Source organism: Stenotrophomonas sp. YJH_SMC_33 (genome assembly GCF_059372295.1).
Genome location: NZ_JCAFVJ010000009.1, coordinates 1 through 25,878, shown reverse-complemented (window position 1 = coordinate 25,878; position 25,878 = coordinate 1). Strand labels below are relative to the sequence as shown.

Sequence of the window (25,878 nt, the reverse complement as noted above, 5' to 3'; positions counted from 1 at the left end):
CGGTCAATGGTTTCACCGGGCCGCCGTTTGCTCACGCTGCGCCGCCGCATGGATTGTCGCCTGAGCACGCCGAAGCCTGCTGTGCTGGAGCTGGCGCCCCGATCAAATTGCAAACGTTCCGATCACGAAGGGCTATAAGCGACAATGCAGGCATGAACATCCAGCTCAACGGCGAACCCCGCACCCTGCCCGCCTCGGCGACCCTTCACGACCTGCTCGAGGCCGAGCAGCTGCTGCAGCGCCGGGTGGCAGTGGAGGTCAACGGCGAGATCGTCAGCCGCAGCCGCCATCGCGAGCATGTCCTGGCTGAAGGCGACATTGTCGAGATCGTGCACGCGCTGGGTGGGGGCTGAGGCCTGTCCGGGTTTGCCGGCCAGCGGCCGGCACTACCCATGCCGATCCACGGCCGGCACGCCATTGCGTGATCCCATCTTCAGGCGGATAGGCGATAATCGCGCCATGAACGTTCATGTCTCCCCCGATTCGCTGGTGATCGCCGGCAAGACCTATGGCTCGCGGCTGCTCACCGGCACCGGCAAGTTCAAGGACCTGGAAGAAACCCGCCTGGCCACCGAGGCTGCTGGCGCCCAGATCGTCACCGTGGCCATCCGCCGCACCAACATCGGGCAGAACCCGGGCGAGCCGAACCTGCTGGACGTGCTGCCACCGGAGCGCTTCACCATCCTGCCCAACACCGCTGGCTGCTACACCGCCGAAGACGCGGTGCGTACCTGCCGCCTGGCCCGTGAGCTGCTGGACGGCCACAACCTGACCAAGCTGGAGGTGCTGGGCGACCAGAAGACCCTGTACCCGGACGTGGTGCAGACCCTCAAGGCCGCCGAGCAGCTGGTCAAGGACGGCTTCGAGGTGATGGTCTACACCTCCGACGACCCGATCCTGGCCAAGCGCCTGGAAGAGATCGGCTGCGCCGCAGTGATGCCGCTGGCCGCGCCGATCGGTTCGGGCCTGGGCATCCAGAACAAGTACAACTTGCTGCAGATCATCGAAGACGCCAAGGTGCCGATCATTGTTGATGCCGGCGTGGGCACCGCGTCGGATGCGGCGATCGCGATGGAACTGGGCTGCGACGGCGTGTTGATGAACACCGCCATTGCCGGTGCGCGCAACCCGGTGCTGATGGCCACTGCCATGCGCAAGGCAGTCGAGGCCGGCCGCGAGGCTTTCCTGGCCGGGCGCATCCCGCGCAAGCGCTACGCCAGCGCATCCTCTCCGGTGGACGGGCTGATCGGCTGATGACCAATCCTTTTGACAGCGCCGGCTCCAAGGCCCCACCCAAGCCCTTCACCGTAAGCGAGGGCCGCCGCGAGGTGCGCAGCTTCGTGTTGCGCCAGGGACGTTTCACCCCCGCCCAGCAGCGCGCGTTCGACGAACGCTGGCCGCGCTTCGGCCTCGACTACACCGGCCAGCCGCGTGACCTGGATGCCACCTTCGGCCGCCCGGCACACAAGGTGCTGGAAATCGGCTTCGGCAACGGTGCCGCGCTGCGCTTCGCCGCCCAGCACGATCCGTCGCGCGACTACATCGGCATCGAAGTGCACGCCCCCGGCGTGGGCCGGTTGCTGAACGCGCTGGCTGAGGACAATGCCGACCACGTGCGCCTGTACCACCATGACGCGGTGGAAGTGCTGCAGAACGAGATCGCCGATGGCGCGCTCGATGAAGTGCGCATCTACTTCCCGGACCCGTGGCACAAGAAGCGCCACAACAAGCGCCGCCTGCTGCAGCCGGCATTTGCCGAGCTGCTGGTGCGCAAGCTGCGCCCGGGTGGCCGCCTGCACTGCGCCACCGACTGGGAAGACTACGCCGAGCAGATGTGGGACGTGCTTGACGCGACTGCCGGCCTGGTCAACCGCGCCGGCCCGCGTGGCAGCGTGCCGCGTCCGGACTGGCGCCCGCAGACCCACTTCGAGACCCGCGGCCAGAAACTCGGCCACGGCGTCTGGGACCTGCTGTACGACCGCACCTGATGATCGCCTGAGGACGCCGCGCCCCACATGGATACCGCGCTGACGCTGACCAACGACATGAAGCTCGTGCTCGGGCTGGTCGGCTTCACGATGGCGATGTTCCTGTTCGAGCGCATCCGCGCCGACGTGGTCGCGCTGGTGGTGCTGGTGGTACTCGGTGTCACCGGCCTGATCGCGCCGGAGGAGATCTTCGGCGGTTTCTCCGGTAACGCGGTGATGAGCATCATCGCCACCACCATCCTCGGTGCGGGCCTGGACCGCACCGGGGCGCTGAACCGGCTGGCCGCATGGCTGCTGCGGCGCGGCCACGGCGTCGAACAGCGGCTGCTGATGATGACCACCGCCATCGCCGGCCTGAACTCGTCCTTCATGCAGAACCCGTCGGTGATGGCCTTGTATCTGCCGGTCGCCTCGCGACTGGCAGCGCGCACCGGGCTGACGATGCAGCGCCTGCTGCTGCCGATCTCGGCGGCGATCGTGATGGGCGGTGCGCTGACCATGGTCGGCAATTCGCCGCTGATCCTGCTGAACGATCTGCTGGCCTCGGCCAACAACAACCTGCCTTCCGGCCTGGCCACCATCGAGCCGCTGCGCATGTTCGCGCCGCTGCCGATTGGCGTGGCACTGCTGATCGCATCGCTGCTGTACTTCCGCTACTACGGCGACCGCAAGCTGATCGAGGAAGAAACCCTGGTCAACGACGGGGTCACCCCAGCACGCACCGAGAGCTACTTCGCCAAGACCTATGGCATCGAAGGCGATGTGTTCGAGCTGGTGGTCAGCGCGGAAAGTCCGCTGGTGGGCATGACCCTGGGCGAGGCCGAGAACCTGCACGACGCCCCGCTGCTGCTGGCCCTGAAAACCGGTAATGACACCCGCCTGGCGCCGCCGGCGGAGATGCGCATCTGGGTAGGCAGCGTGCTCGGTGCGATGGGCCCGCGCCAGCAGATCAACGATTTCGCGCAGAACCAGTTCCTGCGCATGTCTTCGCGCCTGAAGCACCTGGGTGACCTGTTCAACCCGAGCCGCGCCGGTATTTCCGAGGCGGTGGTACCGCCGACCTCGAACGTGATCGGCAAGAGCGCGGCCGACCTGCGCCTGCGCAAGGAGCGTGGCATCAGCCTGCTGGCGATCAACCGCGACAAGCAGGTGATCCGCGAGGACGTGCGCGACGTGCAGTTGCGTGCAGGCGACATGCTGGTCTTCCACAGCATCTGGACCGACCTGGCACAGGCGGCCAAGAGCCGCGACTTCGTGGTGGTGACCGACTATCCGACCGGCGAGCAGCGCCCGCACAAGTTCAAGATTGCGATGGCGATCTTCGCGCTGACCATCCTGATCGCGCTGACCAGCAAGCTGCCGGTCGCGCTGACGCTGATGACCGGCGTGGCCGGCATGCTGCTGACCGGCGTGCTGCGCATGGACGAGGCGTATGCCTCGATCAACTGGAAAACGGTGTTCATGATGGCCGGGCTGATCCCGCTCGGATGGGCGATGGACTCCAGTGGTGCGGCGGCATGGGTGGCCGGCCACACCATCGACAAGCTGCCCACCGGCATCCCGGTGTGGGTGCTGGAGGTGGCGCTGGCACTGCTGACCACGGCGTTCTCGCTGGTGATCAGCCATGTGGGCGCGACCATCGTGATGGTACCGATCGCGGTGAATCTGGCACTGGCGGCGGGCGGCAACCCGACCGCGTTCGCGCTGATCGTGGCGCTGTCGGCGTCCAACAACCTGATGACGGCCTCCAACCCGGTGATTTCGATGATCACCGGCCCGGCCAATTACACCCCGCGCGAGATGTGGCGGGTCGGCGGACCGTTGTCGCTGATCTACACCTGCGTGGTGGTGTTGATGATCAACCTGATGTTCTGAGGGTTGGGTTTGTTGGCAGGGCTGCGCCCTGCACCCGCAGAATCAACGTCAACGTCAACGTCAACGTCAACGTCAACGGCTGGCATTCCGTGGGATGGCGGGGTGGGTCCACGCCATGCGTGGAGCCTTTGTAGAATCGAGCCGTGCTCGACTGCTTCCGGCCTCAGGCCAGATAGACCTGCCCATCGCGGATATCGACCGGCACCGCACGCAGGCGGTCGCCCTTGCACGGGCCGGCAATGCAGTCGCCGCTGTCCAGCGTGAACGAGGCGCCATGCGCGGCGCACACCAGGTGGCCCTCGCGGCTCTTCAGGAACTGGCCCGGGGCCCAGTCCAGGCGACGGCCGGCGTGCGGGCAGATGTTCAGGAATGCGCGCACCTGCGCGCCGTCGCGGTACAGCACCAGCGATTCGGCATCGCCATCGATCACCGCTTCGACCTCGGCAAACGCGCCATCGGCAATGGCATCAAGGGCGATCAGGGCAGCAGCGATAGTCATGGCGAAAGCTCGGACGGTAAACCGGAATTGTCGCATGCCTGCTCAGGTGACTGGCTGCGACATGAACACAAGTCATTGATCCGTAATAAGCACAGGCTATATTTAACGAGTTTTTCACTCAATGACAGTGGCGCGTCCCGATACTCTGTCTTCGCTGATCCCAGCCTATCGAGCCGCCATGTTCAACCGCGCATCCGCCTTCAACCAGTTCCGCACCCTGTTCGCGCCGCGCAAGCCGCGCCATCCGTTGGTGCGCGTTGCCGTGGGCCTGCTCGGCCTGGCGATCCTGGCCGCGATGGTGTTCATCGGTGTGTTCGTCGGTGCCGCGATGATCCTGGTTGGCCTGGCATGGAAGCTGCTGGCCTCGCGCAAGCCGGGCGCCGCGCGTCCGGTCGACCCGACCGTGGTCGAGGGCGAGTACCGCGTGGTGCGCAAGCCGGTGTTGCCGGCCTCGCGCTGATCCAGGCCTTCCGCGCCCGCTGACGGCGGGCGCCATGCGTTCTAGACTGCGGGCACGCCCTTCCTGGATGCCCGCATGTCCGATGTCTCCGATGTGATCCCTGCCGTAGCCCTGCCGCGTGTACCGGTAGCCGGTGGCGGCAGCTTCCCCGTGCACCGTATCTACTGCGTCGGCCGCAACTTCGCCGACCACGCCCGCGAAATGGGCGCGGCGGTGCCGGCGGCCGATGACCGCGGCCGCCCGATGTTCTTCAGCAAGCCGGCCGACGCCATCGTGGTCGGCCACGACGATGCCATCCCCTATCCGCCAGCAACCGCCAACCTGCACCACGAAGTGGAACTGGTGGTGGCGATCGGTCGCGATGCGCCCGCCGGCGAGCTGGCCGTCGCCGACGCCGATGCGCTGGTCTACGGCTACGCCGTCGGCCTGGACCTGACCCGCCGCGATCTGCAGGCCGCAGCCAAGGACAAGGGCCATCCTTGGGATGCCGCGAAGGGGTTCGATGCCTCCGCGCCGATCAGCGAAATCGTGCACGCCGAAGAAGTCGGCGACCTGGCTGCGCTGAACCTGTCGCTGGAGGTCAACGGCGAGGTGCGCCAGCAGGCACTGCTCGACCAGATGATCTGGAACGTGCCGGAGATCCTGCATGAGCTGTCCAAGCTGTGGCAGCTGCGTGCCGGTGACCTGGTGTTCATGGGCACCCCGTCCGGGGTGGCTGCGCTGAAGCCCGGCGACCGCTTCAGTGCCCGCCTGGAAAACGTGGCCGAGCGCCACGGCGTGATCGCCGGCTGACGTCACCTGCGCTACCCTGCGCGCTGTCCACTTCCCCACCGGAGAAAAACAACAATGGGAATGCTCACCGAGTTCAAGGAATTCGCCATGCGCGGCAACGTCATCGACCTCGCCGTCGGCGTGGTGATCGGCGCGGCCTTCGGCAAGATCGTGACGGCGCTGGTCGAGAAGATCATCATGCCGCCGCTGGGCCTGCTGATCGGCAAGGTGGACTTCTCGCAGCTGGCGTGGACGCTGTCGCCGGCACGGATCGGCCCGGACGGCAAGGAGATTCCGGCGGTGGTGATCGGCTACGGTGATTTCATCAACACCCTGATCCAGTTCGTGATCGTGGCCTTCGCGATCTTCATCGTGGTCAAGGCGATCAACCGCCTGTCTCGCAAGAAGGAAGCTGCACCGGCCGCACCGGCCGAGGAAGTGGTGCTGCTGCGCGAGATCCGCGACAGCCTGAAGAAATAAGGTAGTAGCGCCGGGCCATGCCCGGCGGGACGCCATCTTGACGCTGCGCTCGCCGGGCATGGCCCGGCGCTACCGCAGAAGCAGGCGAAAGCCCCGCCCCGGCGGGGCTTTCGCTTTGCTGCATCTGGCGGGAAACAGCATCCGCGCCAGCCATGACCTCCCGCCCATGCGCCGGGCTGAACGACTGTTAAGCTCCAAGGCTTAGGTCCCTTCCCGGAGTTGTCCATGCGTCGCCGCGTTCTTGCCATCGCATCCTCCCTCGCCCTGCTGGCCGCCCCGGCCTTCGCGGCGCCGCACACCACTACCCTGCCCCCGGCGTCGCTGGCCACCGCCGCACAGCTGCGCGACCAGGCCTTGGCCGATGACACCGGCTGGAAGGTGGTCGAATCGCTCACCACCGAGATCGGCCCGCGCATCGCCGGCAGCGAGGCTGACGCCCGCGCCGTGGCCTGGGCCGAAGCCAAGTTCAAGGCACTGGGCTTCGACAAGGTGTGGAAGGAACCGGTGACCTTCCCGAAGTGGGAGCGCCGCAGTGAACACGCTGCCGTGACCGGCAAAAATCCGCAGCCGCTGCAGATCACCGCACTGGGCGGCAGCCCGGGCGGCACCGTTGAAGCCGAGGTGGTGCGCTTCGCCGACCTGGCCGCACTGCAGGCGGCGCCGGCCGGTTCGCTCAAGGGCAAGATCGCCTTCGTCGATTACCAGATGCTGCCGTTCCGCGATGGCCGCGACTACGGCCGCGGCGGTGCGATCCGCAGCAAGGGTCCGTCCGAGGCGATCCGCAAGGGCGCGGTCGGTTTCCTGATGCGTTCGGCCGGCACCGACTCGCACCGCGTGCCGCACACCGGCATCACCCGTTTCGATGACGGCCTGACCCCGGTGCCGTCTGCGGCACTGTCGGTGCCCGATGCCGACCAGCTGGCCCGCCTGCTGGCCCGTGGCAGCACCACGGTGAAGGTGGCGCTGGACTGCGGCTGGGATGGTACGGCGACCTCGTACAACGTGATCGGCGAGATCACCGGCCGCAGCCTGCCGAAGGAAGTAGTGGTGATTGGCGGGCATCTGGATTCGTGGGACCTGGGCACCGGCGCGGTGGATGACGGCGCGGGCGTGGGCATCACCATGGCCGCAGGCCACCTGATCGGCCAGCTCAAGCAGGCACCGAAGCGCACCATCCGCGTGATCGCCTTCGCCAACGAGGAACAGGGCCTGTATGGCGGCAAGGCCTATGCCGAAGCGCACGCGAAGGACGTGGCCCTGCACCAGCTGGCCGCCGAGAGCGACTTCGGCGCGGGCCGCATCTACGCCTTCAATACCGGTTCGCCGAATCCGGACGGCTCGCGCGAAGCGACGAAGCAGATTGCCGAAGTAATGAAGCCGCTGGGCATCGAGTACCAGGCCGACAAGGGTGGCCCGGGCCCGGACGTCGGCCCGCTGGCCGCCAAGGGCGGTGCGTGGGCGTGGCTGGCGCAGGACGGCTCGGACTACTTCCACCTGCACCACACCGCCGACGACACGCTGGATAAGATCGACCCGAAGGCGCTGGCACAGAACGTGGCCGCCTACACTGTGTTCGCCTACCTGGCGGCGGAAGCCGATGGCAGCTTCGGCAGCGAGGCCAAGGCGACCACGCCGCCGAACGAATGATGCGGTAGCGCCGGGCCATGCCCGGCGTTTGCGGCGGGAAGAGCGGTGCGAACCAAGGTTCGCACCCACCGGGCGTCACTCAGCCGCGGCGGCTCGCCCACTGCGCCAGCAGCACGGCCGTGGCGGAAGCAACATTCAGGCTTTCCACCGCGCCGCTGCCGGGGATCGAGACCTGCAGATCGCACTGGCTCGCCAGGCCACGGTCCATGCCCTCGCCTTCGGCGCCCATCACGTACACCAGCCGGTCTGGCAGGGACGCGCGGAACACGTCATCACCGCCCTCGACCAGGGTCGCGGCCAGGCCGAAACCGGCTGCGCGCAGTTGTGCCATTGCCTGAGCGGTCTCCGGCAGCTGCACCAGCGGCACCGCTTCGGCGCCGCCTTCGGCCACGCGCGCGGCGGCGCCGGACAGGGCCAGCGTGCTGCCAGCCGGCAGAAGCAGCGCCTTGACGCCGAAGTGCGCGGCCGAGCGCAGGATCGCACCGAGGTTGTGCGGGTTGCCCACGCCATCCAGCCACAGCGCCAGCGCCGGGCCGTCACCGACCTGCTGCAGCCACTGCGCCAGCGGCAGTGCCGGTGCGCGCAGCATGTCGGCCACCACGCCTTCGTGATGGGTGGTGCCGGCCAGCTTGTTCAGATCGCCATCCTCGACCACGCGGTAGCCCACGCGGTTGGCCACGCACCACTTCAACAACGGCTGCAGGCGCGGAATGCGTGCTTCCAGCAGGTACAGCTTGCGCAGCGCCTGCGGCCGCGCTTCGAACGCAGCCAGCACGGCATTCAGGCCGTACAGACGCAGCTCATCGCTGCCACCGCGCCCACCACCGCCCGTGGCCGGCACCTCCGGGCGCGGCAACGGCGTTGCGCGCGGCGGACGGGCGGACGGGCGGCGGTTGTTCCAAGGGTTGTTCACTTACACACTCTCCTGCTTGCGCTGGCGCCAGAAATCGGCGTTCTTGATGCCCAAGGCATCAGGGTCGAACACCGGATCCAGGCCCAGCTTCTTCTGTCGTTCGTAGTCACGCAGGGCCAGCATCGCCGGCTTCTGGATGATGAGGATGGCAATGATGTTCAGCCAGGCCATCAGGCCCACGCCGATGTCGCCAAGCGCCCAGGCCAGGGTGGCATTGTGGAACGCGCCGAACACCACCATGCCGATGATGCCCAGGCGCAGCACCAGCACCGTCAGCGGGCGCTTCCTGTTGTGGTTTACATAGCTGAGGTTGGTCTCGGCCATGTAGTAGTACGCCATGATGGTGGTGAAGGCGAAGAAGAAGATGGCGATGGACACGAATGCCGAACCCCAGCCCGGCAGCACCGCTTCCACGCCGGCCTGGGCGTAACCGGCGCCTTCGGGAATGCCGGCCAGGCCCTGGAAGATCGGCGGTGCGCTGGCACCTGCCGGCGAGTACACGTTGTAGGTGCCGCTGGCCAGGATCAGGAACGCGGTGGCGGTGCACACCATCATGGTGTCGAAGTAGATGGCGAAGGCCTGCACATAGCCCTGCTTGGCCGGGTGCGAGACTTCCGAGGCGGCCGCTGCATGCGGGCCCGAACCCTGGCCGGCTTCGTTGGCGTAGATGCCGCGCTTGATGCCCCACTCCACCGCCAGGCCCATCATCGCGCCGAATGCGGCATGCGTGCCGAAGGCACTCTGGAAGATGATGCCGAACATTTCCGGCACGCGGTCGTAGTTGATGACCATGATGATGATGGCCATCAGGATGAAACCGGCAGCCATGAACGGCACCACCACTTCGGCGAAGTTGGCGATGCGTTTGACGCCACCGAAGATCACCACGCCCAGCAGCAGCGCGACCACGATGCCGATGCCCAGCTTCAGCGCCTGCACCGATTCCATGCCGAAGGCCTGGCCGTCGAGCGGCCCGCACAGCGCGGTCCCACGGCAGGCGTTGATGATGCTGTCGGCGATGGCATTGGCCTGCACGCCCGGCATCAGGAAACCTGCGGCGATGATCGTGGCGATGGCGAAGGCCAGCGCATACCACTTCAGGCCCATCGCCTTCTCGATGTAGTACGCCGGGCCACCGCGGTAGCGGCCTTCGGCGTCCTTGGTCTTGTAGATCTGCGCCAGGGTGCATTCCACGTACGAGGTGGACGCGCCGAGGAAGCCCATCACCCACATCCAGAAGATCGCCCCGGGGCCGCCGAAGGCGATGGCGGTGGCCACGCCGGCAATATTGCCGATGCCCATGCGGCCGGCCATCGACATGGCCAGCGCCTGGAACGAGGACACGCCGGCGTCGGATTTCTCACCCCTGACGGTGAGGCGGCACATTTCGAAGAAGCCACGGATCTGCATGAAGCGCGTGCGCAGGCTGAAGAACAGGCCGGCGCCCAGGCACACGAAGATCAGTGCCTTGCTCCAGATGATGCTGTTGATGAAGTGTACGGTTGCTTCCACGCGCGCTCTCTCCAGTCGGCGGGTTGTAAGGACGTCCCGTCGGCTGGAGGGGACCGGTCGATTCTCCCTGATCGAAGGCCGCTGCGGTAGCGCTGTCTTGTAGCGCCGAGCCCATGTCCGGCTTGGGCCCCGGAATCAGCCGAGCATGGGCTCGGTGCTACAGCGGCCAGCCCGCGCGTTCAGGGCAGCTGCGTGCGTACCCGGGCGAAGCGGCGCAGGTCGTGCAGCACGCCGCGCTTGTAGACCGCGCAGCGCTCCACGCCCTCTTCCTGGAAGCCGTTCTTCTCCAGCACCCGGGCCGAGCCGAGATTGAAGTCGACCACCGTGGCCTGCAGCCTGAACAGGCGCAGCTCGTCCATCACCCAAGGCGCAAACACACCGACCACCCGGGTCATCAGGCCCTGGCCCCAGTAGGCCCGGCCCAGCCAGTAACCCAGTTCGGCGGTATGCCCACGCTCGGCCACGCCCTGCTGGGCACCGACGCTGCCGCAGGCCTGGCCGTCTATCTCGATGGCCAGGTTCAGGGTGCCGGGAGCCAGCACGCGGCCGGCGAGGAAGGCCTCGCCATCCCCGCGCGTGTACGGGTACGGAAAGCGATCACGCAGGCCCCGCGACACCTCGGCGTCGTTGGCGTGGTGCAGCAGCGATTCCAGGTCATCCGGGCGCCAGGGGCGCAATTGGAAGCCTTCACCTCGCAGCACGGTGGTCGGGTCAGGCATGGCCACCCACCGATGGCGATTCCGCTTCCTGCTTCTCCAGCTCGCGCTTCACCGCTTCCGGCGAGCGGGTGTACGGGGCCAGCCGTGCGTAGAACGCCGGCACCACGAACAGCGACAGGAAGGTCGAAAGAGTTACGCCGAAGATAATCACGATACCGATCGTGCCACGGCTGGCCGAACCAGGACCACCGGCGACCACCAGCGGAATCGCGCCGACCACGGTGGCGATCGAGGTCATCAGGATCGGGCGCAGGCGCACCATCGCCGATTCGATGATCGCCTCGCGCACCGTGCGCCCGTCATCGCGCAGCTGGTTGGCGAATTCGACGATGAGGATGCCGTTCTTCGCGGCCAGGCCAACCAGCATCACGATGCCGATCTGGCTGAACAGGTTCACCGTGCCGCCACTCACCCACAGGCCGACCAGCGCACCGAGCACACCCAGCGGCACGGTCAGCATGATGGTGAGCGGGTGGATGAAGCTTTCGAACTGCGCGGCCAGCACCAGGTACACCACCAGCAGGGCCATCGCGAAGGTCAGCAGCACCGCACCGCCGGCACTCTGGTACTCACGCGACTCACCCTTCCAGTTCACCTGTGCGTACTGCGGCAGCTCTTCCCGGGCCACGTTCTGTGCCCAGGCAATGGCCTCGCCCAACGGATAGCCTGGCGCCAGGCCGGCACTGATGGTGATCGAGCGCAGTCGGTTGAAGCGGTTCAGGGTTCCGGCCTCGGCCACTTCGCTCAGCGTGACCAGGTTGGACAGCGGCACCAGCTCGCCGGAGGTGGCACGCACGCGGATCGCGGCCAGGTCGGCCGGGCTGGCACGGCCATCGCGCCCGGCCTGCACCAGCACGTCGTACTCCTCGCCGTTGTCGACGAAGGTGGTGACGCGGCGCGAACCCATCATGGTTTCCAGCGCCGATCCGATCGCGGTGACCGGCACGCCGAGGTCGGCCGCGCGCTGGCGGTCGATGTTCACCCGCATCTGCGGCCGGGTTTCCTTGTAGTCCGAGTCCGGGCCAACCAGGCCGGGATTGTCGGCCATGCGCAGCAGGATGCGGTCGCGCCACTGCGCGATCTCGGCATATTCGGGGCCGCCCAGCACGATCTGGAACGGCTGCCCGCCACTGCGCACCAGGCCACCGCCCACCTGCGTGCGCACGCGCACGCCGCGGATGGTGTCCAGTTCTTTCTGCAGCGCGTCGGCCACTTCAGGCGTCCCCTCGCTGCGCTGGCGCCACGGCTGCAGGAAGATGCTGACGCGGCCGGTGTGCATCTCCTCGCTGGCGCCCCAGCCGCCCGGCACGCGCGGGTTGGCGCGCACGATCGGCTTGTCCGGGCCGACATGCGGTGCCAGCAGCGCTTCCACCTGCTGCACCTGCTGCACGGTGTAGTCGTAGCCGGCGCCTTCCGGGCCGTCGATCATGATCTGGAACGAACCGCGGTCTTCGGCCGGCGCCAGTTCCGACGGCAGCAGCTTGAGCAGGCCCCAGCTGGCAGCCAGTGCGGCCACCATCACCAGCAGGTAGATCCAGGTGCGGTCGACATGGTGGTCGAGCACGCGGCCATAGCCCGAGGCCAGGCGCTCCAGATTGCGGTTGATGAAGCCATGCAGGCCACGCGGTGCCTGCCCGGTGTGCGGCTTGAGCAGCTTGGACGCCATCATCGGCGTCAGCGTCAGCGCTACGAATGCGGACAGCGCCACCGCTGCCGCCAGCGCCACCGCCAGCTCGCGGAACAGGCGCCCGGTATTGCCTTCCAGGAAACCGACCGGCAGGAACACCGCCACCAGCACGGCGGTGGTGGCGATCACCGCGAAGGCAACCTGCGTGGTACCGCGCTTGGAGGCTACCAGTGGGGGCTCGCCCAGGTCGATGCGGCGCTGCACGTTTTCCACCACCACGATCGCATCGTCCACCACCAGGCCGATGCACAGCACCAGTGCCAACAGGGTCAGCAGGTTGATCGAGAAGTCGAACGCGTACAGTGCGATGAACGCGGCCACCAGGCAGACCGGCACGGTCACCGCCGGAATCAGTGCGGCACGGAAGCTGCCGAGGAACAGCCAGATCACCGCCAGCACCAGGATCATTGCCTCCACCAGCGTGGCGTAGACGCGGTCAACGGCGGCTTCGATGAAGGTGGTGTTGTCGAACGCAACAAAGATCTGCGTGCCCTTGGGCAGGGTCAGTGCCACCCGCTCGGCTTCAGCGCGCGCGGTGCGCGCCACGTCCAGCGAGTTGGCGGTGGAGGTCTTGACGATACCCAGGCCGATGCCCGGCTCGCCGTTACTGCGGTAGTAGGCGCGGCGCTCGGCCGAGGCCAGTTCGATCTTCGCCACGTCGCCCATGCGCACCACGTAGCCGTCGCGGCCCTTGCCCAGCGGGATGGTGGCGAAATCCTCGGGCTTGATGTAGTTGCGCTCCACGCGCAGGGTGAAATCACGGTCGGTCGACTCGATGCGACCGGCCGGCAGTTCCACGTTCTCGTTGCGCAGTGCGGTTTCCACGTCGCCGGTGGTCAGCCCGCGTGCGGCCAGCTGGTCGCGGTCCAGCCAGATGCGCATCGCATAGCGCTGGCGGCCGCCGATGCGGACCTGGGCCACGCCGTCGAGGCTGGAGAAGCGGTCGACCACATAGCGGTCGGCGTAATCGCTCAGTTCCAGCGTGTCCATGGTCGAAGAGACCATGTTGAACCAGATGATCGGGTCGGCATCGCTTTCGACCTTGGCGATTTCCGGCGGCCGGGCTTCTTCCGGCATGCGGTCGGCGACGCGGCTGACCGCATCGCGCACGTCGTTGGCCGCCGCTTCGATATCGCGGTTGGAGGTGAACTCGATGCTGACCTGCGAGCGGCCGTTGGTGCTGCGCGCGTTGATCGTATCGATGCCTTCGATGCCGGCCAGTGCATCTTCCAGGACCTGGGTGATGCGGCTTTCGATGACCGCCGCCGAGGCACCGGTGTAATCCACCGACACCGAAACAATGGGCGGGTCGATGGCAGGCAGCTCGCGCAGGGTCAGGCGGGTGAAGGACATCACGCCCAGCACCAGCAGCAGCAGGCTCATCACCACGGCGAACACCGGCCGCTGGATGGAGATGTCGGACAGTTTCATCCGCCGTGCCCCTCGGCCGCGGCCGGTGCCGGCGCGGCATCCGGTTTCGCGCCGCTGGCCGGTGCCGCATCCCTGGCCGCGACCTTCAGGCCCGGGCGCAGCTTGCCGGTGCCATCAACCACGATGCGCTGGCCCGCTTCCAGCCCCTGCTTGATCTCGACCACGCCGGCGCGGCGCGCACCGGTGACCACGTCCACGCGCTCGACGCTGTCGTCGGCCTTGATGCGGTACACGAAGGTATCGCGGCCGACCTGCACCACGGCGATTTCCGGGACCACCAGCGCCGGGCGCTCGGGGCGGAACAGCCGCACGTCCAGCAGCATGCCCGGGCGCAGCGCATGATCGCCGTTGGCGAAGTCGGCGCGCACGGTCACCGCACGGGTGACCGGATCGATGCGCGCATCGATGGTGCTGACCTCACCCTCGAAGGTGCGGCCCGGCCACGCCACGCTGGTGGCGCTGACCTTGTCACCGACGCCCAGCGCAGCCAGTTCCACTTCCGGCACCTGGAAATCGACGTGCATGTGCTCGATGTCATCGAGCGTGGCGATGACCGTGGTCGGGGTCAGCAGCGATCCCGGACTGACCTGGCGGATGCCGAGCACACCGGCAAAGGGCGCACGCACGCGTCGGTCACCAATGTCTGCCTGCATCTGCATCACGCGTGCCTCGGCGGCGTCGCGGATCGACTTCTGCGTATCCAGCGTGGCGCTGGACACCAGCCGCTGGGAGGCCAGCTCGCGCTGGCGCCTGTACAGCTGGTCGGCTTCGTGGAAGGTGGCCTGCGCCTGCACCAGCGCGGCCTCCTGGGCCTGCCCGCGCAGGGTCACGATCGGCGCACCGGCGGCCACATGCTGGCCACTTTCAAAGTGCACCTTCTCGACGATTTCGCTGACCTTGGCCGTCACGCTGATGGACTCGCGCGCCTTGGCCGTGCCCAGCGCCTGCAGCGTGTCATTCCACTGCGAGGACTGCACGACCTGCGCGGTCACCGGCACCGCTTCGCCCTGCCGACGGGCGGCGGCCTCCTGTTTGCCCCCGCACCCGGCCAGAAGGGCCAGGCTGAGGCCAAGGGCCAGGGTCGAAGCAATGCGAGCCAACATGAACGGTCCTGATAGATCCACGGCCGCCGAGTGTAGGCAAGCACCCGTGGAAGCGATATGTGCCAAGCGTTTACTGGCGTGGCACCGGCGGGGCGATAGCGCCGTGAACCTGTTCCGTGCAAGGCTCGCAGCAGCGGTGTCGGCATGTGTCGAGGTGTATCCCGCCGTGCGCCGCAGGCGTTGTCATCGTAGAGTCGAAGCTGCCCGACAGAGGGCGTCGGGCGGGGACGGATCCTGGCGGGGATCCGGCCCCGTTTTTTTTTACCCGGCCGATCAGTACCGGTAGTTCACCTTCATCCACAGGCTGCGCCCGGGCTCGTTGATGCGTACCGGGTCGGCCGGGAAGCCGAAGTCGGCGCTGCCGGCCAGGTTCAGGTGCTCGCTGTAGGCGCGGTCGAACAGGTTGTCGACGCCGGCGCTGAGCTGCAGCTGCGAACTGAAGCGGTAAGCGGCATTGAGCGCGAAGGTAGCGAAGCCGGCACTCGGCCCCAGGTCCTGCGCGACCACGTTGCCCTGTCCATCTGCGACACGATGCTGATGGGTCACCGCACGCAGCAGCGCACCGGCACTCCAGCGCTGGCCTTCCCAGTTCGCGCTCAGGCGCGCTTCCAACGGCGGCATCTGCGGCAGCGGACGCTGCTGGTCGCGGTTCTCGCCCCAGGCATAGGCCAGCGTGCCACCCAGCTTCCACTGCGCAGCCAGGCTCACTTCCAGCCCGGCTTCGGCACCGGCGATGCGCGCATCGACGTTGTTGGCCTGGCTCATGCCCATCATGCCGCTGCCGTGATAGGTGAACAGGATGTAGTCCTGGATCTGCCCGGCATACGCCGATACCCATGCCTGCACACGCGGTCCCTTGAACTGCAGGCCCATGTCGAGCTGGGTGGTGCGCTCGGGCTGCACGCCGGTGAACGCGTTCACTGCGCCCGACGGGCCATGGTTGGGCGAGAACAGCTCCCAGTAGTCGGGCATGCGTTCACTGTGGCCGAGGCCGGCGTACCAGGTCAGGCCGTCGGCAAGGTCCTGCTCGTAGCGCAGGAACCCGCTGCCGAGCCATTCCTTGCGCGTCTGCCCGGCGCTGGGATTGGGCCGGTTGCCCATCATGCCGCCGATCGATTGCCGCTCATCGCGGGCGCTGGCACGGTCGATGCGCAGGCCACTGATCCAGCGCTGGTCGGTGCCGGCGCCCAGGGTCAACTCGGTGAACACGCCGTAGCGGCGGAAGTTCGCATCGGTCTGCCACGCGGCCTGGCGGTAAGTACCGCGGCCCATGCCGTTGCGGCCACGGTGGCGGCTGTCCTCACCGTCCACACCGGCCACCAGCTGCACCTCCTGCCAGCGCCACTCGGAACTGGCCCGGCCGCCCTGGGTTCGGCGGTCCACATTCGAAGCCATCGGCATGGGCATCATGCTGTTGGGATTCGGCGTGCGCAGCGTGTAGTTGTCCATCACATGGTCGGCTTCGTTGTAGTACACGTTGGCCTGCAACGTTTCCCACGCGCCCGGCAGGTTGCGCTTCTCGAAGCGTGCCGCGTAGCTGGTGCGCTCGAACGCGGCGCCGTCCATGCCACGCCCGGCATAGCGCGCGATCGCATCGCCGGCACCGGCGGAGATTTCCAGCAGCGTATCGGCGTCCGGCGTCCAGCCGATGGCCACGTCGCCGTTCCACTTGCGCCACTTCGACGGCACCACGTCACCATGACCATCCTTGTAGTCGTCCGCTTCCGAGCGATTGCCGCTGGCACGCACGTAACCGGCCGGATTGCCCAGCGTCAGGTCCAGCACCTGGTCGTTGCGGTTGCGCGAGCCGACCAGTCCACTGGCATCGGCACGCAGACCGGGTTCCTCGAAGCGCGGCGTATCGCGCTCGAAACGGATGGTGCCGGCCGAGGCACCTGCGCCCCAGCGCACGCTCTGCGGGCCCTTGATGATGGTCAGCCGGTCGAAGCTCTCCGGCGCGATATAGGAAAGCGGATTGTCCATGCGCGACGGGCAGGCACCGATCAGGTTGCCATCGTTGCTGAGGATGTTCAGCCGCGAACCGAACATGCCGCGCAGCACCGGGTCACCGTTGGTGCCGCCGTTGCGGATGGCGGAGAAGCCAGGCACGGTCTTCAGGTAATCGGCGCCATCACTGGCGGGGACCGGCTGCCGCGGCAGGCGCGGATCGGTCACCCAGTGCAGTGGCGACGAAGGCGCGGCGGCAGTGACCACCATCGTGTCGAGGGTGCGCGCTTCTTCAGCAGGCGCAGCGTGGGCCAGTGACGCGGCCACGGCCAGGCCAAGGGCAACCGGCAGGCGCGCGCAGGCGCCCGCGGGGCGGGAAGTCATTTTCATCGGAACAGCTCCAAGGTACGCACGCGCGCACGGCGCCCGGTCAGGCGTCGTGCGGCAGATTCGATAGGGACATCAGCGGACGATGGAGGAGCGTGGTGGTCCACGTGCGGCATGCGCCGGCCAGCGCAGTGCCGGCAGCACCTGTTGCGACCACGGGAACACCAGGCGCGGCCGCCACAGCAGCGGCAACTGCAGCACCAGCACCGCCAGCCACGGCAGCAGGCGCATGGCCAGCACGCAGTATTCGCAGACTTCGCCATGCATGGCGTGGGGGTCGGCTGGGCGCTTGGGTGCTGCCTGCGAAGCGCCATGCGGGTCGTGCCCGGCCATGGTCATGTCGTGCATGCCATGGCCCATGGCGGCGTGGTCCATGCCCGCCATTGCGGTGTGGTCCATCGGCGGCGCCTGCAGCGCGCGGCTGACCAGCGGCGCAAGCACCATCAGCAGCGTCGCCAGGACGGCGAGCTGGAGCAGAAGGCGCTGCGGGCGGGACAGGCGGGTCACCGCGCTAGTGTAGAGGTGGGTCCAGGGTTGCCCTGTGCGACGAACCGTCGCAGGAGGGAGTTTATCGGCAGGGCTTGCAGCCCTGCACCTGCTGCGGACCACGGCAAGAGCCGAAGCAACAGCAAAAGCGGTTTCCTGAGGGTGGGCGGGGTGGGTCCGGTTGCGGGAGACGCCGTAAACCCATCCATGAAGTGACCCCCGGGGCTTGGCCGCGGCTTGCTCGTGTGCGCTTTCCTGCGCACACGGCAAGACCGGGGTTGGGCGTCCTGCCCAACCCGCCCGAGGCATGCCTCGGGCCCATGCCGCGGACACTCCCGCAACCGGACCCACCCCACCTTCGACAGATCTCCGCGATCTGCAGTAGATCCACGCCATGCGTGGATGCTTTTCGATTTCAATTCGAAATATTCGATTTCGATGGAGATTCATCCACGCATGGCATGGATCTACGTGTCGACCAAGGTCGACTCCTACCAACAGCCATCGGGATCTGTCAGAGGTGGGGCGGTGTCGGAGTGCGGGGTGTCAGCCGCATGGATGCGGCTGCCAAGCTTACAGGGACGTACTTGCAGCGTCCCCGCACTCCGACACCGCCCCGCCAACCCACGGAATGCACGCTTCTGCTGTTGCTGTTGCTTGAATGTCGTAGTGGGTGCAGGGCTGCAAGCCCTGCTCGACCAACCCCTCACACCGTGATGGTCTGGGTCAGTGACTCCCACGTCGGTGGCACCGGCCACGCCGCCGCCTGGTTGCCATCCAGCACCCTGCGCAGGTCACGCGGATCAATCTGCGGTGCCAGCACATGCACCAGCTCCAGCGCGTAGTCACGCAGCACGCGGTCGCGCGGCAGCACCGCCCAGGCGATGCACTCGGCGATCGGGTCCGGGGCCGGCCACGAACGCAGGTCTTCATCGTTGGAACTGACCGCCATCTCGGCCAGCAGGCCTACGCCAAGACCCGTGCGCACGTAGGTCTTGATCAGGTCCGCATCCAGCGCGGTCAGTGCCAGATCGGGCACCAGCCCATTGGCGGCGAAGGCGCGTTGCAGGGATGAGTTCGGTCGGGTCGAGGATTCGTAGCTGATCAATGGCTGGCGGGCCAGCGCGGCCAGGTCCGGTGCGCGGCCGGCGCGGTCCAGCGGATGGCCCTTGGGCACCACCACCAGGCGCCGCCACCGGAACAGCGGCACTGCGATGCCATCGGTGGGCTCACCGCCTGCGGTGCTGATGATCGCAATATCGGCATCACCCTGGTTCAAGCGGTCCAGCGCGTCGGCTTCACCGGCCTGCTGCAGGTGCACGCTGACCTGCGGGTAGGCCTGCTTGATCGCCGCCACCGCCGGCGGCAGCACGAAGCGCGCCTGGGTGTGCGTGGTGGTCAGGATCAGCTGGCCCTGGCTCTCGCGGCGCTGGTTGGCCGCGTAGGTGCGGATGTTGTTGGCCTCGGCCAGCACCGCGCGGGCGCGGGCGATCACTTCGGTGCCGGCCGGAGTGACCGACTCCAGGCTGCGGCCCTTGCGCACGAACAACAGGAAGCCGAGCTCGTCTTCCAGCTGCTTGAGCTGCTTGGACAGGCCAGGCTGGGTGGCATGCACGCGCGAGGCAGCGAGCGTGATGTTCAGCTCGGCATCGGCAATGGCAACCAGGTAGCGCAGCTGGGTCAGCGTCATGGGAGGCAGGCGGCGTGGGGCGGAAGTCCACTCTAGGGTCATTTGCCGTCACCAGCTTATAACCAAAGGTTGTTTAAGAAAGGTATCTGGTCATTTCCGGGCGTCATATGCCGGCGCTACGGTCAGCCGGCAGCCGCTGGCCTGAACAGCCAGCCCTCCCCTTTGCCCGCCGAAGCCCGGCGCGGCCCCGTTTCCGGAGCGCTTCCATGGCCCTGTACGACTCCATCCTCGATACCGTCGGCAACACCCCCATCGTCAGGCTGCAGCGCCTGGCGCCCCCGCAGGTCAGCGTCTACGCCAAGGTCGAGTCGTTCAACCCGGGCGGCTCGGTGAAGGACCGCCTGGCGCTGGCGATCATCCTCGACGCCGAAGCGCGTGGCGTGCTCAAGCCAGGCGACACGATCGTGGAGGCCACCTCGGGCAACACCGGCGTGGCGCTGGCGATGGTCGCTGCCGCGCGCGGCTACAAATTCGTGGCGACCATGGTCGAAACCTTCTCGGTGGAGCGCCGCAAGCTGATGCGCGCCTATGGCGCCAAGGTGATCCTGACCCCGGCCGCCGAACGCGGCAGCGGCATGGTGCGCAAGGCCGCCGAACTGGCCGAACAGCACGGTTGGTTCCTGGCCAGCCAGTTCGCCAACCCGGCCAACCCGGCGTACCACCGCAACACCACCGCCGCCGAGATCCTGCGCGACTTCGCCGGCAAGCGGCTGGACTACTTCGTCAGCGGCTGGGGCACCGGCGGCACGCTCACCGGTGTGGGCGAAGTGCTGAAGGTCGCGCGCCCGCAGACCCGCATCATCGCCACCGAACCGGCCGGCGCCGCACTGTTGAAGGGCGATGACTGGAAGCCACACAAGATCCAGGGCTGGACGCCGGATTTCGTGCCGGACGTGCTCAACCGCGATGTGGTGGATGAACTGGTGTCGGTGGAGGATGACCGCGCCATCGCCACCGCACGCCGGCTGGCTGCAGAAGAAGGCATCTTCGTCGGCATCTCCGCCGGCGCTACCGTGGCCAGCGCGCTGGACGTTGCGGCCCGTGCTGAACCGGGCGCGGTGATCCTGGCGATGCTGCCCGACACCGGTGAACGCTATTTCTCCACGCCGCTGTTCGCCGATGTGAATGAGGGTTCCGACGACGACTGGCTGGCCGGCCTGCCGTGATGCGATCCGCCGGGCATGGCCCGGCGCTACCGACGTCCGACTGCAGGTAGCGCCGGGCCGTGCCCGGCGTGCGCCCTGCTTCAGCCTGCGTGAAGGCGTCGCCCGCCATCGTGCGTGAAGGCCGTCGGATCGCAGCGCGTGAGACGGTCATGACGCAGTATCGATGCCCTGTCCCCTACCGTGGGAACAGCCGGCGCAGATGCTGCGCGGAACACCTCACAGGCAGGAGACGGACGCATGAAGATCGAAGTTTGGCAGGGCGACATCACGACCCTGGCGGTGGATGCGATCGTCAACGCGGCCAATGAAACACTGCTCGGTGGCGGCGGTGTCGACGGTGCGATCCATCGTGCCGCGGGCCCTGCGCTGCTGGCCGAGTGCGAGCAACTGCCGGAACTGCGCCCGGGCGTGCGTTGCCCGACCGGCGAAGTGCGCGCCACCGGCGCTTACGCCTTGCCGGCACGGCATGTACTGCACACGGTGGGCCCGGTCTGGCACGACGGCCAGCGCGACGAGCCGGCATTGCTCGCCAACTGCTACTGGAAATCGCTGCAGCTGGCCGAGTCGCTGGGAGTGCAGTCGATCGCCTTCCCGGCGATCAGCTGCGGTGTGTATGGCTATCCGCTGTACCAGGCGGCGCAGATCGCCGTGACCGAGACACTGGCCTGGCAGCGCAGCCATGCACAGCCGATGCGCATCGTGCTGGTGGCGTTCAATACCGCGACGGCCAAGGCGTACCAGCAAGCGTTGAGCGCCGCCGGGCAAGGCGCAGACGGCGAACCGCGCGGCTCGATGCTGTCGCCGCTGGGTGATGCGGGCTTCGCCGCCGCGCACTGAATCCGGCGGTCAGCGTCAAGGAAAAAGGCCGGGCATTGCCCGGCCTTTCCTGTTGCGCCCTTGTCCACACTCCCACGGAGTGTGGAACACGCTCAACGGCTGGCAGCTTCCACCGCGGCGGCATCATCGGCCGCAGCAGCGGCCGCGTCGGCAGCGGCACTTGCCGCCGAAGCAGCAGCCCCATCGGCGCTGGCGCCGTCCACCTGCACACGCACTTCCACCATGCCCGCGCCGTTGCTGAGGCTGGACACCTCGACGGTGTAATGACCGGCAGGCAACGCTTCTTCCAGGCGTGCGTTGGTATCGTTGCCACCGTCATCGTCGGTCAGTTCGACATCGCCGCCAACCACGCGCAGCACGGTATCGACCTGGCCGGAGATTGCATCCAGCCGCACATTGGTCGGACGGTCCAGCGTCAGCAGGAAGCGGCGGACGCCATCGTTATCGAGCATCGTGTACACGCTGCCGGACTTCGGCAGTGCGGTGCCATCGCGATCGACCAGGTTGCCCGGCAGCTCGATCCGATTGGCCGACAAGGTGAACATGCCACTGACGCCGTCGCCGAGGCCACGCGCGGTCAGCGTGTACTTGCCCGGCTTCAGCGACAGGGTCAGGCGCGAGTTGGTGCTGTCCCCGCCGTCGTCATTCTCGGCATCCACGCCCTGCCCGGACAGCTTCAGCACCGGGTCGAAGGCGTCCGAGACCAGCCGGATCTCGTACAGGCCCGCCTTGTCCACCTGCAACGTGTAGTCCTGCGAGTTGCTGGCCAGCATATCGACGATCTCGCCACTGCCCGCCAGCGGCTTGCCGTCGTACGGCTTCAGCTTCTCGGCGCGAAGGCGATAAGGGCCGAACGCGGTCGGGCCATCGGCGTTGACTGCCACCTGGTAGGTACCACTGCCGTTGGCACGGAAAGCCAGCGAGACGTCCCCCTCGCGCTCATAGCCTGTGTTGCTGGTGGATACCAGGCTGCCGTTGTTGAACACCGCAATCGAGCCGCTGAGGGCACCAGTGAGCTTCAGGCCGACCAGATCCCTGTCTTCCAGCTTGATCTGGTAGAGCTGGTGATGGCTGCCGTCATTGAAGTTGATGCCGCTGCGCGAGGTGATCTCGCCGGAGACCGGCTTGTCGAAATCGAGCGACGCGGCCTTGCCTGCCTCGGCACCGCCGCCACCGATGCGGTTGCACCCGCCGGCGACCAGGACCGTGGCTACGGCCAGTGTGATTGCTGCCAAACGCATGTTGTTTCTCCTTGGCCTTCCATGTGGTTCCCACGCACCGGCCGGGCGCATGGGGGCGGAAAAGATACCCGCAAAAGCAAACGCCGGCGTGATGCCGGCGCTGCCTTGTTCATCCAGCGATGGGACGGATCACCCGTTCCACTTGCCCAGCGCGGCCAGGCCATTGTCCCTGGCGCGCTCGTACACGGTCTTCTGGGCAGCAGCGTAGTTGCCCTTCATGTCCTTGGCCCACAGCTTCAGCGCGGCCTGCTGCATGGCACGGCCGTAGGAGAAGCTCAGCGGCCACGGCAGGTTGCCCAGCTGGTTCATCGCGTTCAGGTGCTCGGTGGACTGCTCGTCGCTCTGGCCACCGGACAGGAACACCACGCCCGGCAGGATGGCCGGCACGGTGCTCTTCAGGCACATCACGGTCGACTCGGCCACTTCCTCGACATCGGCCTGCTCTTCACAGTCCTTGCCCGAGATGACCATCGAAGCCTTCAGGATGGTGCCTTCCAGCAGCACGTTCTGCTGGTACAGGGCGTCGAACAGCGAACGCAGGGTCGCTTCGGTGACTTCGTAGCAGGTCTCGATGTCGTGGTCGCCGTCCATGATCACTTCCGGCTCAACCATCGGCACCAGGCCGCATTCCTGGCACAGCGCTGCGTAGCGGGCCAGCGCATGGGCGTTGGACTCGATGCAGGTGCCCGACGGGATGCTCTCGCCGATGTTGATCACAGCACGCCACTTGGCAAACCGCGCGCCCAGCTTGTAGTACTCCTGCAGGCGCTCGCGCAGGCCATCCAGGCCTTCGGTCACCAGCTCGCCCGGGCAGCCGGCCAGCGGGTGCGCGCCCTTGTCCACCTTGATGCCCGGAATCATGCCGTGGTCGGCCATGTACTTGGCGAACGGCACGCCGTCCTTGGTCGACTGGCGGATGGTTTCGTCAAACAGGATGGCGCCGGAGATGTGCTCGTTGAGCTTCGGCGTGGTCAGCAGCAGTTCGCGGTAGGCACGACGGTTCTCCTCGGTGTTCTCGATACCGACGCCAGCGAAACGCTTGGCGATGGTAGCGGTGGATTCGTCGATCGCGATGATGCCCTTGCCCGGGGCAACCATGGCCTGGGCGGTTTCAGCCAGCTGTTCGATGCTCATGTACTTCCTGTGGCGGGTGCGGGAAAAACACAAGTATAGCCCCGCCGCCCGTTGCGCCGGCGTGCAGGCCAGAATGGAAACGATTCCAATGTCGGCGCAGGACAAGCGATGTCCTGCGGCACGGGGTCAGAGCCCTTGCGGGGATCCGACCCCGGCGGGCCTCAGAGGTCGCCCAGGCCGATGGCGCGGCCGTCCTCTCCCACTTCCAGCAGGCGCAGGGTATTGGTGGCACCGTGGGTTTCCATGTGCTCGCCACTGGTGAACACGACGCGGTCACCGGCCTGCAGCAGTTCGGCTTCCACCAGCAGGCGGATGCTGCCGCGCGCGGCTTCGCGCGGGGTCAGCCCGCGGCTGTCGAAGTTGATCGGGAACACATCGCGCATCAGGGCCATCTGGCGGCGCGCGCCGTCGTGGCGGGTGACTGCGAACACCGGCGCCTTGGCGCGGAACCGCGACAGGTAGCGGGCGGTGCCACCGGATTCGGTCATCGCCACGATCGCACGCACGCCCACGTGCTGCGACAGGAACATGGTGGCCATGGCAATCGCCTGGTCGGCACGTTCCAGATTACGCGGCGAGGCGTTGAAGTCGGTCTCGGTCTGGAACTGGCGCTCGGCACCCAGGCAGATACGCGCCATCGCTTCCACCGCCTTGACCGGCCAGGCACCGGCAGCGGTCTCGGCCGACAGCATCACCGCGTCGGTACCATCGATGACCGAGTTGGCCACGTCCAGCACTTCGGCGCGGGTCGGGATCGGGCTTTCAACCATCGACTGCAGCATCTGCGTGGCGGTGATCACCACCTTGTTCTGCGCAAGCGAGGCCTTGATGATCTTCTTCTGCAGGCCGGGCAGCTCGGCATCGCCGATTTCCACGCCGAGGTCGCCACGGGCGACCATCACAACGTCACTGGCCTCGACGATCTCTTCCAGGTTCTCGATCGCCTCGGTGCGCTCGATCTTCGACACCAGCGCGGCATCGCAGCCGTGCGAGCGGGCGATCTCGCGCGCGTCGTTCATGTCCTGCGCGTTGCGGCAGAACGACACGGCGATGAAGTCGACACCGATCTTGGCGACGATGCCGATCAGTTCCTTGTCGCGCTCGGTCAGTGCGCCCAGCGAGAGGCCACCGCCCTGCTTGTTCAGTCCCTTGCGATCAGACAGCGCGCCGTCGTTGAGCACGGTGCTGATGATGCGCTCGCCCTGCACCTCCACCACCTGCAGCTGCATCAGGCCATCATCGAGCAGCAGGACATCGCCCGGGCCGACGTCCTGCGGCAGGCCGAGGTAGCTGACGCCTACCTGGGTCGCATCGCCGGGGCCGGCGTTGGTGCTGGCGATCAGGTCGAAGCGGTCACCCGCCTTGAGCTGCACCTTGCCTTCGGCGAAGCGCTCGATGCGGATCTTCGGGCCCGGCAGGTCGGCCAGGATGCCCACTTCCACGCCCACGCGGGCAGCGGCGGCACGCACTTCGGCGGCACGCTTGGCCTGGCCGGAGGGGTCGCCATGGCTGAAGTTCAGGCGTACCACGTTGACGCCGGCGCGGAAAAGATCCTCCAGCACGCCCGGCGGATCAGTGGCCGGACCGAGGGTGGCAAGGATCTTGGTGCGACGCTGACGCTCGAACATGGTGAATGGGCCTCTCCCGGTAAAGGACGGAAATTAGCACATCCTTCACGTCGCATGTATACGGTTACAGCCTTGTGCCGCTTGTCTTCGCGGGTCATGGAACGGACATCACCCGGACATACGCCGGCGCAGGCAGTTCTGTAGAGCCGAGATCCTATGTTCGTGGTCAAGCCTGCTGGAAGCAGGCTTGACCCACTTTCAGCATGGCCGGGTCAAAGTCCCGGCCGCTCTTGAAGACGCCCCAAGCGATCCTGGCCAGCTTTCTGGCCAGGATGTT

At 67.1% G+C, this 25,878-nt stretch carries 22 protein-coding genes and 1 pseudogene; 10 read left to right on the top strand and 13 right to left on the bottom strand.

Annotated features, from left to right (window positions below; translation table 11 throughout):
* Positions 1-152: 152 nt before the first annotated feature.
* From thiS to AC5P9W_RS14165, 4 genes are all read left to right on the top strand, one after another.
* Complete coding sequence (gene thiS, locus AC5P9W_RS14180; protein ID WP_019660184.1) at positions 153-353, top strand: sulfur carrier protein ThiS; 201 nt, start codon at positions 153-155, stop codon at positions 351-353.
* 106 nt (positions 354-459) lie between these two features.
* Positions 460-1,254: a thiazole synthase gene (locus tag AC5P9W_RS14175; protein ID WP_019660185.1), complete on the top strand. Its 795-nt coding sequence runs from the start codon at positions 460-462 to the stop codon at positions 1,252-1,254.
* Positions 1,254-1,988 carry a tRNA (guanosine(46)-N7)-methyltransferase TrmB gene (gene trmB / locus AC5P9W_RS14170; protein WP_019660186.1) on the top strand — a complete coding sequence of 245 codons (735 nt, stop codon included), beginning with the start codon at positions 1,254-1,256 and terminating at the stop codon, positions 1,986-1,988. Before AC5P9W_RS14175 ends, trmB begins: the two co-directional genes overlap by 1 nt.
* A gap of 27 nt (positions 1,989-2,015) precedes the next feature.
* Positions 2,016-3,863: an SLC13 family permease gene (locus AC5P9W_RS14165; protein WP_019660187.1), complete on the top strand. Its 1,848-nt coding sequence runs from the start codon at positions 2,016-2,018 to the stop codon at positions 3,861-3,863.
* 163 nt (positions 3,864-4,026) lie between these two features.
* Here the strand turns inward: AC5P9W_RS14165 and AC5P9W_RS14160 are convergent, their stop codons facing one another.
* Positions 4,027-4,362: a Rieske (2Fe-2S) protein gene (locus AC5P9W_RS14160; RefSeq protein ID WP_111098281.1), complete on the bottom strand. Its 336-nt coding sequence runs from the start codon at positions 4,360-4,362 to the stop codon at positions 4,027-4,029.
* Between the two features lie 178 nt (positions 4,363-4,540).
* Here AC5P9W_RS14160 and AC5P9W_RS14155 point away from each other — a divergent pair, with 178 nt between their 5' ends.
* From AC5P9W_RS14155 to AC5P9W_RS14140, 4 genes are all read left to right on the top strand, one after another.
* Positions 4,541-4,822: a hypothetical protein gene (locus tag AC5P9W_RS14155; RefSeq protein ID WP_019660189.1), complete on the top strand. Its 282-nt coding sequence runs from the start codon at positions 4,541-4,543 to the stop codon at positions 4,820-4,822.
* A 75-nt stretch (positions 4,823-4,897) separates the two neighbouring features.
* Complete coding sequence (locus AC5P9W_RS14150) at positions 4,898-5,614, top strand: fumarylacetoacetate hydrolase family protein (RefSeq protein WP_019660190.1); 717 nt, start codon at positions 4,898-4,900, stop codon at positions 5,612-5,614.
* Between the two features lie 54 nt (positions 5,615-5,668).
* Complete coding sequence (gene mscL / locus AC5P9W_RS14145) at positions 5,669-6,073, top strand: large-conductance mechanosensitive channel protein MscL (protein ID WP_019660191.1); 405 nt, start codon at positions 5,669-5,671, stop codon at positions 6,071-6,073.
* A gap of 225 nt (positions 6,074-6,298) precedes the next feature.
* Positions 6,299-7,720 carry a M28 family peptidase gene (locus AC5P9W_RS14140; protein WP_021202001.1) on the top strand — a complete coding sequence of 474 codons (1,422 nt, stop codon included), beginning with the start codon at positions 6,299-6,301 and terminating at the stop codon, positions 7,718-7,720.
* 79 nt (positions 7,721-7,799) lie between these two features.
* Here the strand turns inward: AC5P9W_RS14140 and AC5P9W_RS14135 are convergent, their stop codons facing one another.
* The 8 genes from AC5P9W_RS14135 to AC5P9W_RS14100 form a co-directional block, all read right to left on the bottom strand.
* Positions 7,800-8,633: a TrmH family RNA methyltransferase gene (locus AC5P9W_RS14135; RefSeq protein ID WP_111101807.1), complete on the bottom strand. Its 834-nt coding sequence runs from the start codon at positions 8,631-8,633 to the stop codon at positions 7,800-7,802.
* Positions 8,634-10,145, bottom strand: coding sequence for an alanine/glycine:cation symporter family protein (locus AC5P9W_RS14130; protein WP_021202003.1), 1,512 nt, complete (start codon positions 10,143-10,145; stop codon positions 8,634-8,636).
* A 179-nt stretch (positions 10,146-10,324) separates the two neighbouring features.
* Entirely contained in the window at positions 10,325-10,864 is a 540-nt protein-coding gene (locus AC5P9W_RS14125) for a GNAT family N-acetyltransferase (protein ID WP_019660195.1), read from the bottom strand.
* Positions 10,857-13,982 carry an efflux RND transporter permease subunit gene (locus AC5P9W_RS14120; protein WP_111098279.1) on the bottom strand — a complete coding sequence of 1,042 codons (3,126 nt, stop codon included), beginning with the start codon at positions 13,980-13,982 and terminating at the stop codon, positions 10,857-10,859. Before AC5P9W_RS14120 ends, AC5P9W_RS14125 begins: the two co-directional genes overlap by 8 nt.
* A complete protein-coding gene (locus AC5P9W_RS14115) occupies positions 13,979-15,085 on the bottom strand; it encodes an efflux RND transporter periplasmic adaptor subunit (RefSeq protein ID WP_495219326.1) in 1,107 nt (368 codons plus the stop codon). Before AC5P9W_RS14115 ends, AC5P9W_RS14120 begins: the two co-directional genes overlap by 4 nt.
* A 273-nt stretch (positions 15,086-15,358) precedes the next feature.
* Positions 15,359-17,422 (bottom strand): TonB-dependent copper receptor, encoded by a 2,064-nt coding sequence (locus AC5P9W_RS14110; RefSeq protein ID WP_206621703.1) that lies wholly within the window; start codon positions 17,420-17,422, stop codon positions 15,359-15,361.
* A 72-nt stretch (positions 17,423-17,494) separates the two neighbouring features.
* On the bottom strand, positions 17,495-17,926 hold the full coding sequence (locus tag AC5P9W_RS14105) for a DUF2946 domain-containing protein (protein WP_111101809.1): 432 nt from the start codon (positions 17,924-17,926) through the stop codon (positions 17,495-17,497).
* Positions 17,927-18,611: 685 nt separating this feature from the next.
* Positions 18,612-19,595, bottom strand: coding sequence for a LysR family transcriptional regulator (locus AC5P9W_RS14100; RefSeq protein WP_019660022.1), 984 nt, complete (start codon positions 19,593-19,595; stop codon positions 18,612-18,614).
* Between the two features lie 206 nt (positions 19,596-19,801).
* Here AC5P9W_RS14100 and cysK point away from each other — a divergent pair, with 206 nt between their 5' ends.
* Entirely contained in the window at positions 19,802-20,761 is a 960-nt protein-coding gene (gene cysK, locus AC5P9W_RS14095; RefSeq protein WP_188250287.1) for a cysteine synthase A, read from the top strand.
* Between the two features lie 237 nt (positions 20,762-20,998).
* Complete coding sequence (locus AC5P9W_RS14090) at positions 20,999-21,598, top strand: O-acetyl-ADP-ribose deacetylase (RefSeq protein WP_021203675.1); 600 nt, start codon at positions 20,999-21,001, stop codon at positions 21,596-21,598.
* A 92-nt stretch (positions 21,599-21,690) separates the two neighbouring features.
* On the opposite strand, the gene AC5P9W_RS14085 is transcribed toward AC5P9W_RS14090, so the two are convergent.
* The 4 genes and pseudogenes from AC5P9W_RS14085 to AC5P9W_RS14070 form a co-directional block, all read right to left on the bottom strand.
* Complete coding sequence (locus AC5P9W_RS14085; RefSeq protein ID WP_019660019.1) at positions 21,691-22,839, bottom strand: hypothetical protein; 1,149 nt, start codon at positions 22,837-22,839, stop codon at positions 21,691-21,693.
* Positions 22,840-22,968: 129 nt separating this feature from the next.
* Positions 22,969-23,973, bottom strand: coding sequence for a class I fructose-bisphosphate aldolase (locus AC5P9W_RS14080; RefSeq protein ID WP_019660018.1), 1,005 nt, complete (start codon positions 23,971-23,973; stop codon positions 22,969-22,971).
* Positions 23,974-24,134: 161 nt separating this feature from the next.
* Positions 24,135-25,601, bottom strand: coding sequence for a pyruvate kinase (gene pyk, locus AC5P9W_RS14075; RefSeq protein ID WP_021203676.1), 1,467 nt, complete (start codon positions 25,599-25,601; stop codon positions 24,135-24,137).
* 166 nt (positions 25,602-25,767) lie between these two features.
* Positions 25,768-25,878, bottom strand: a pseudogene (locus AC5P9W_RS14070) (IS110 family transposase); the annotation flags it as partial.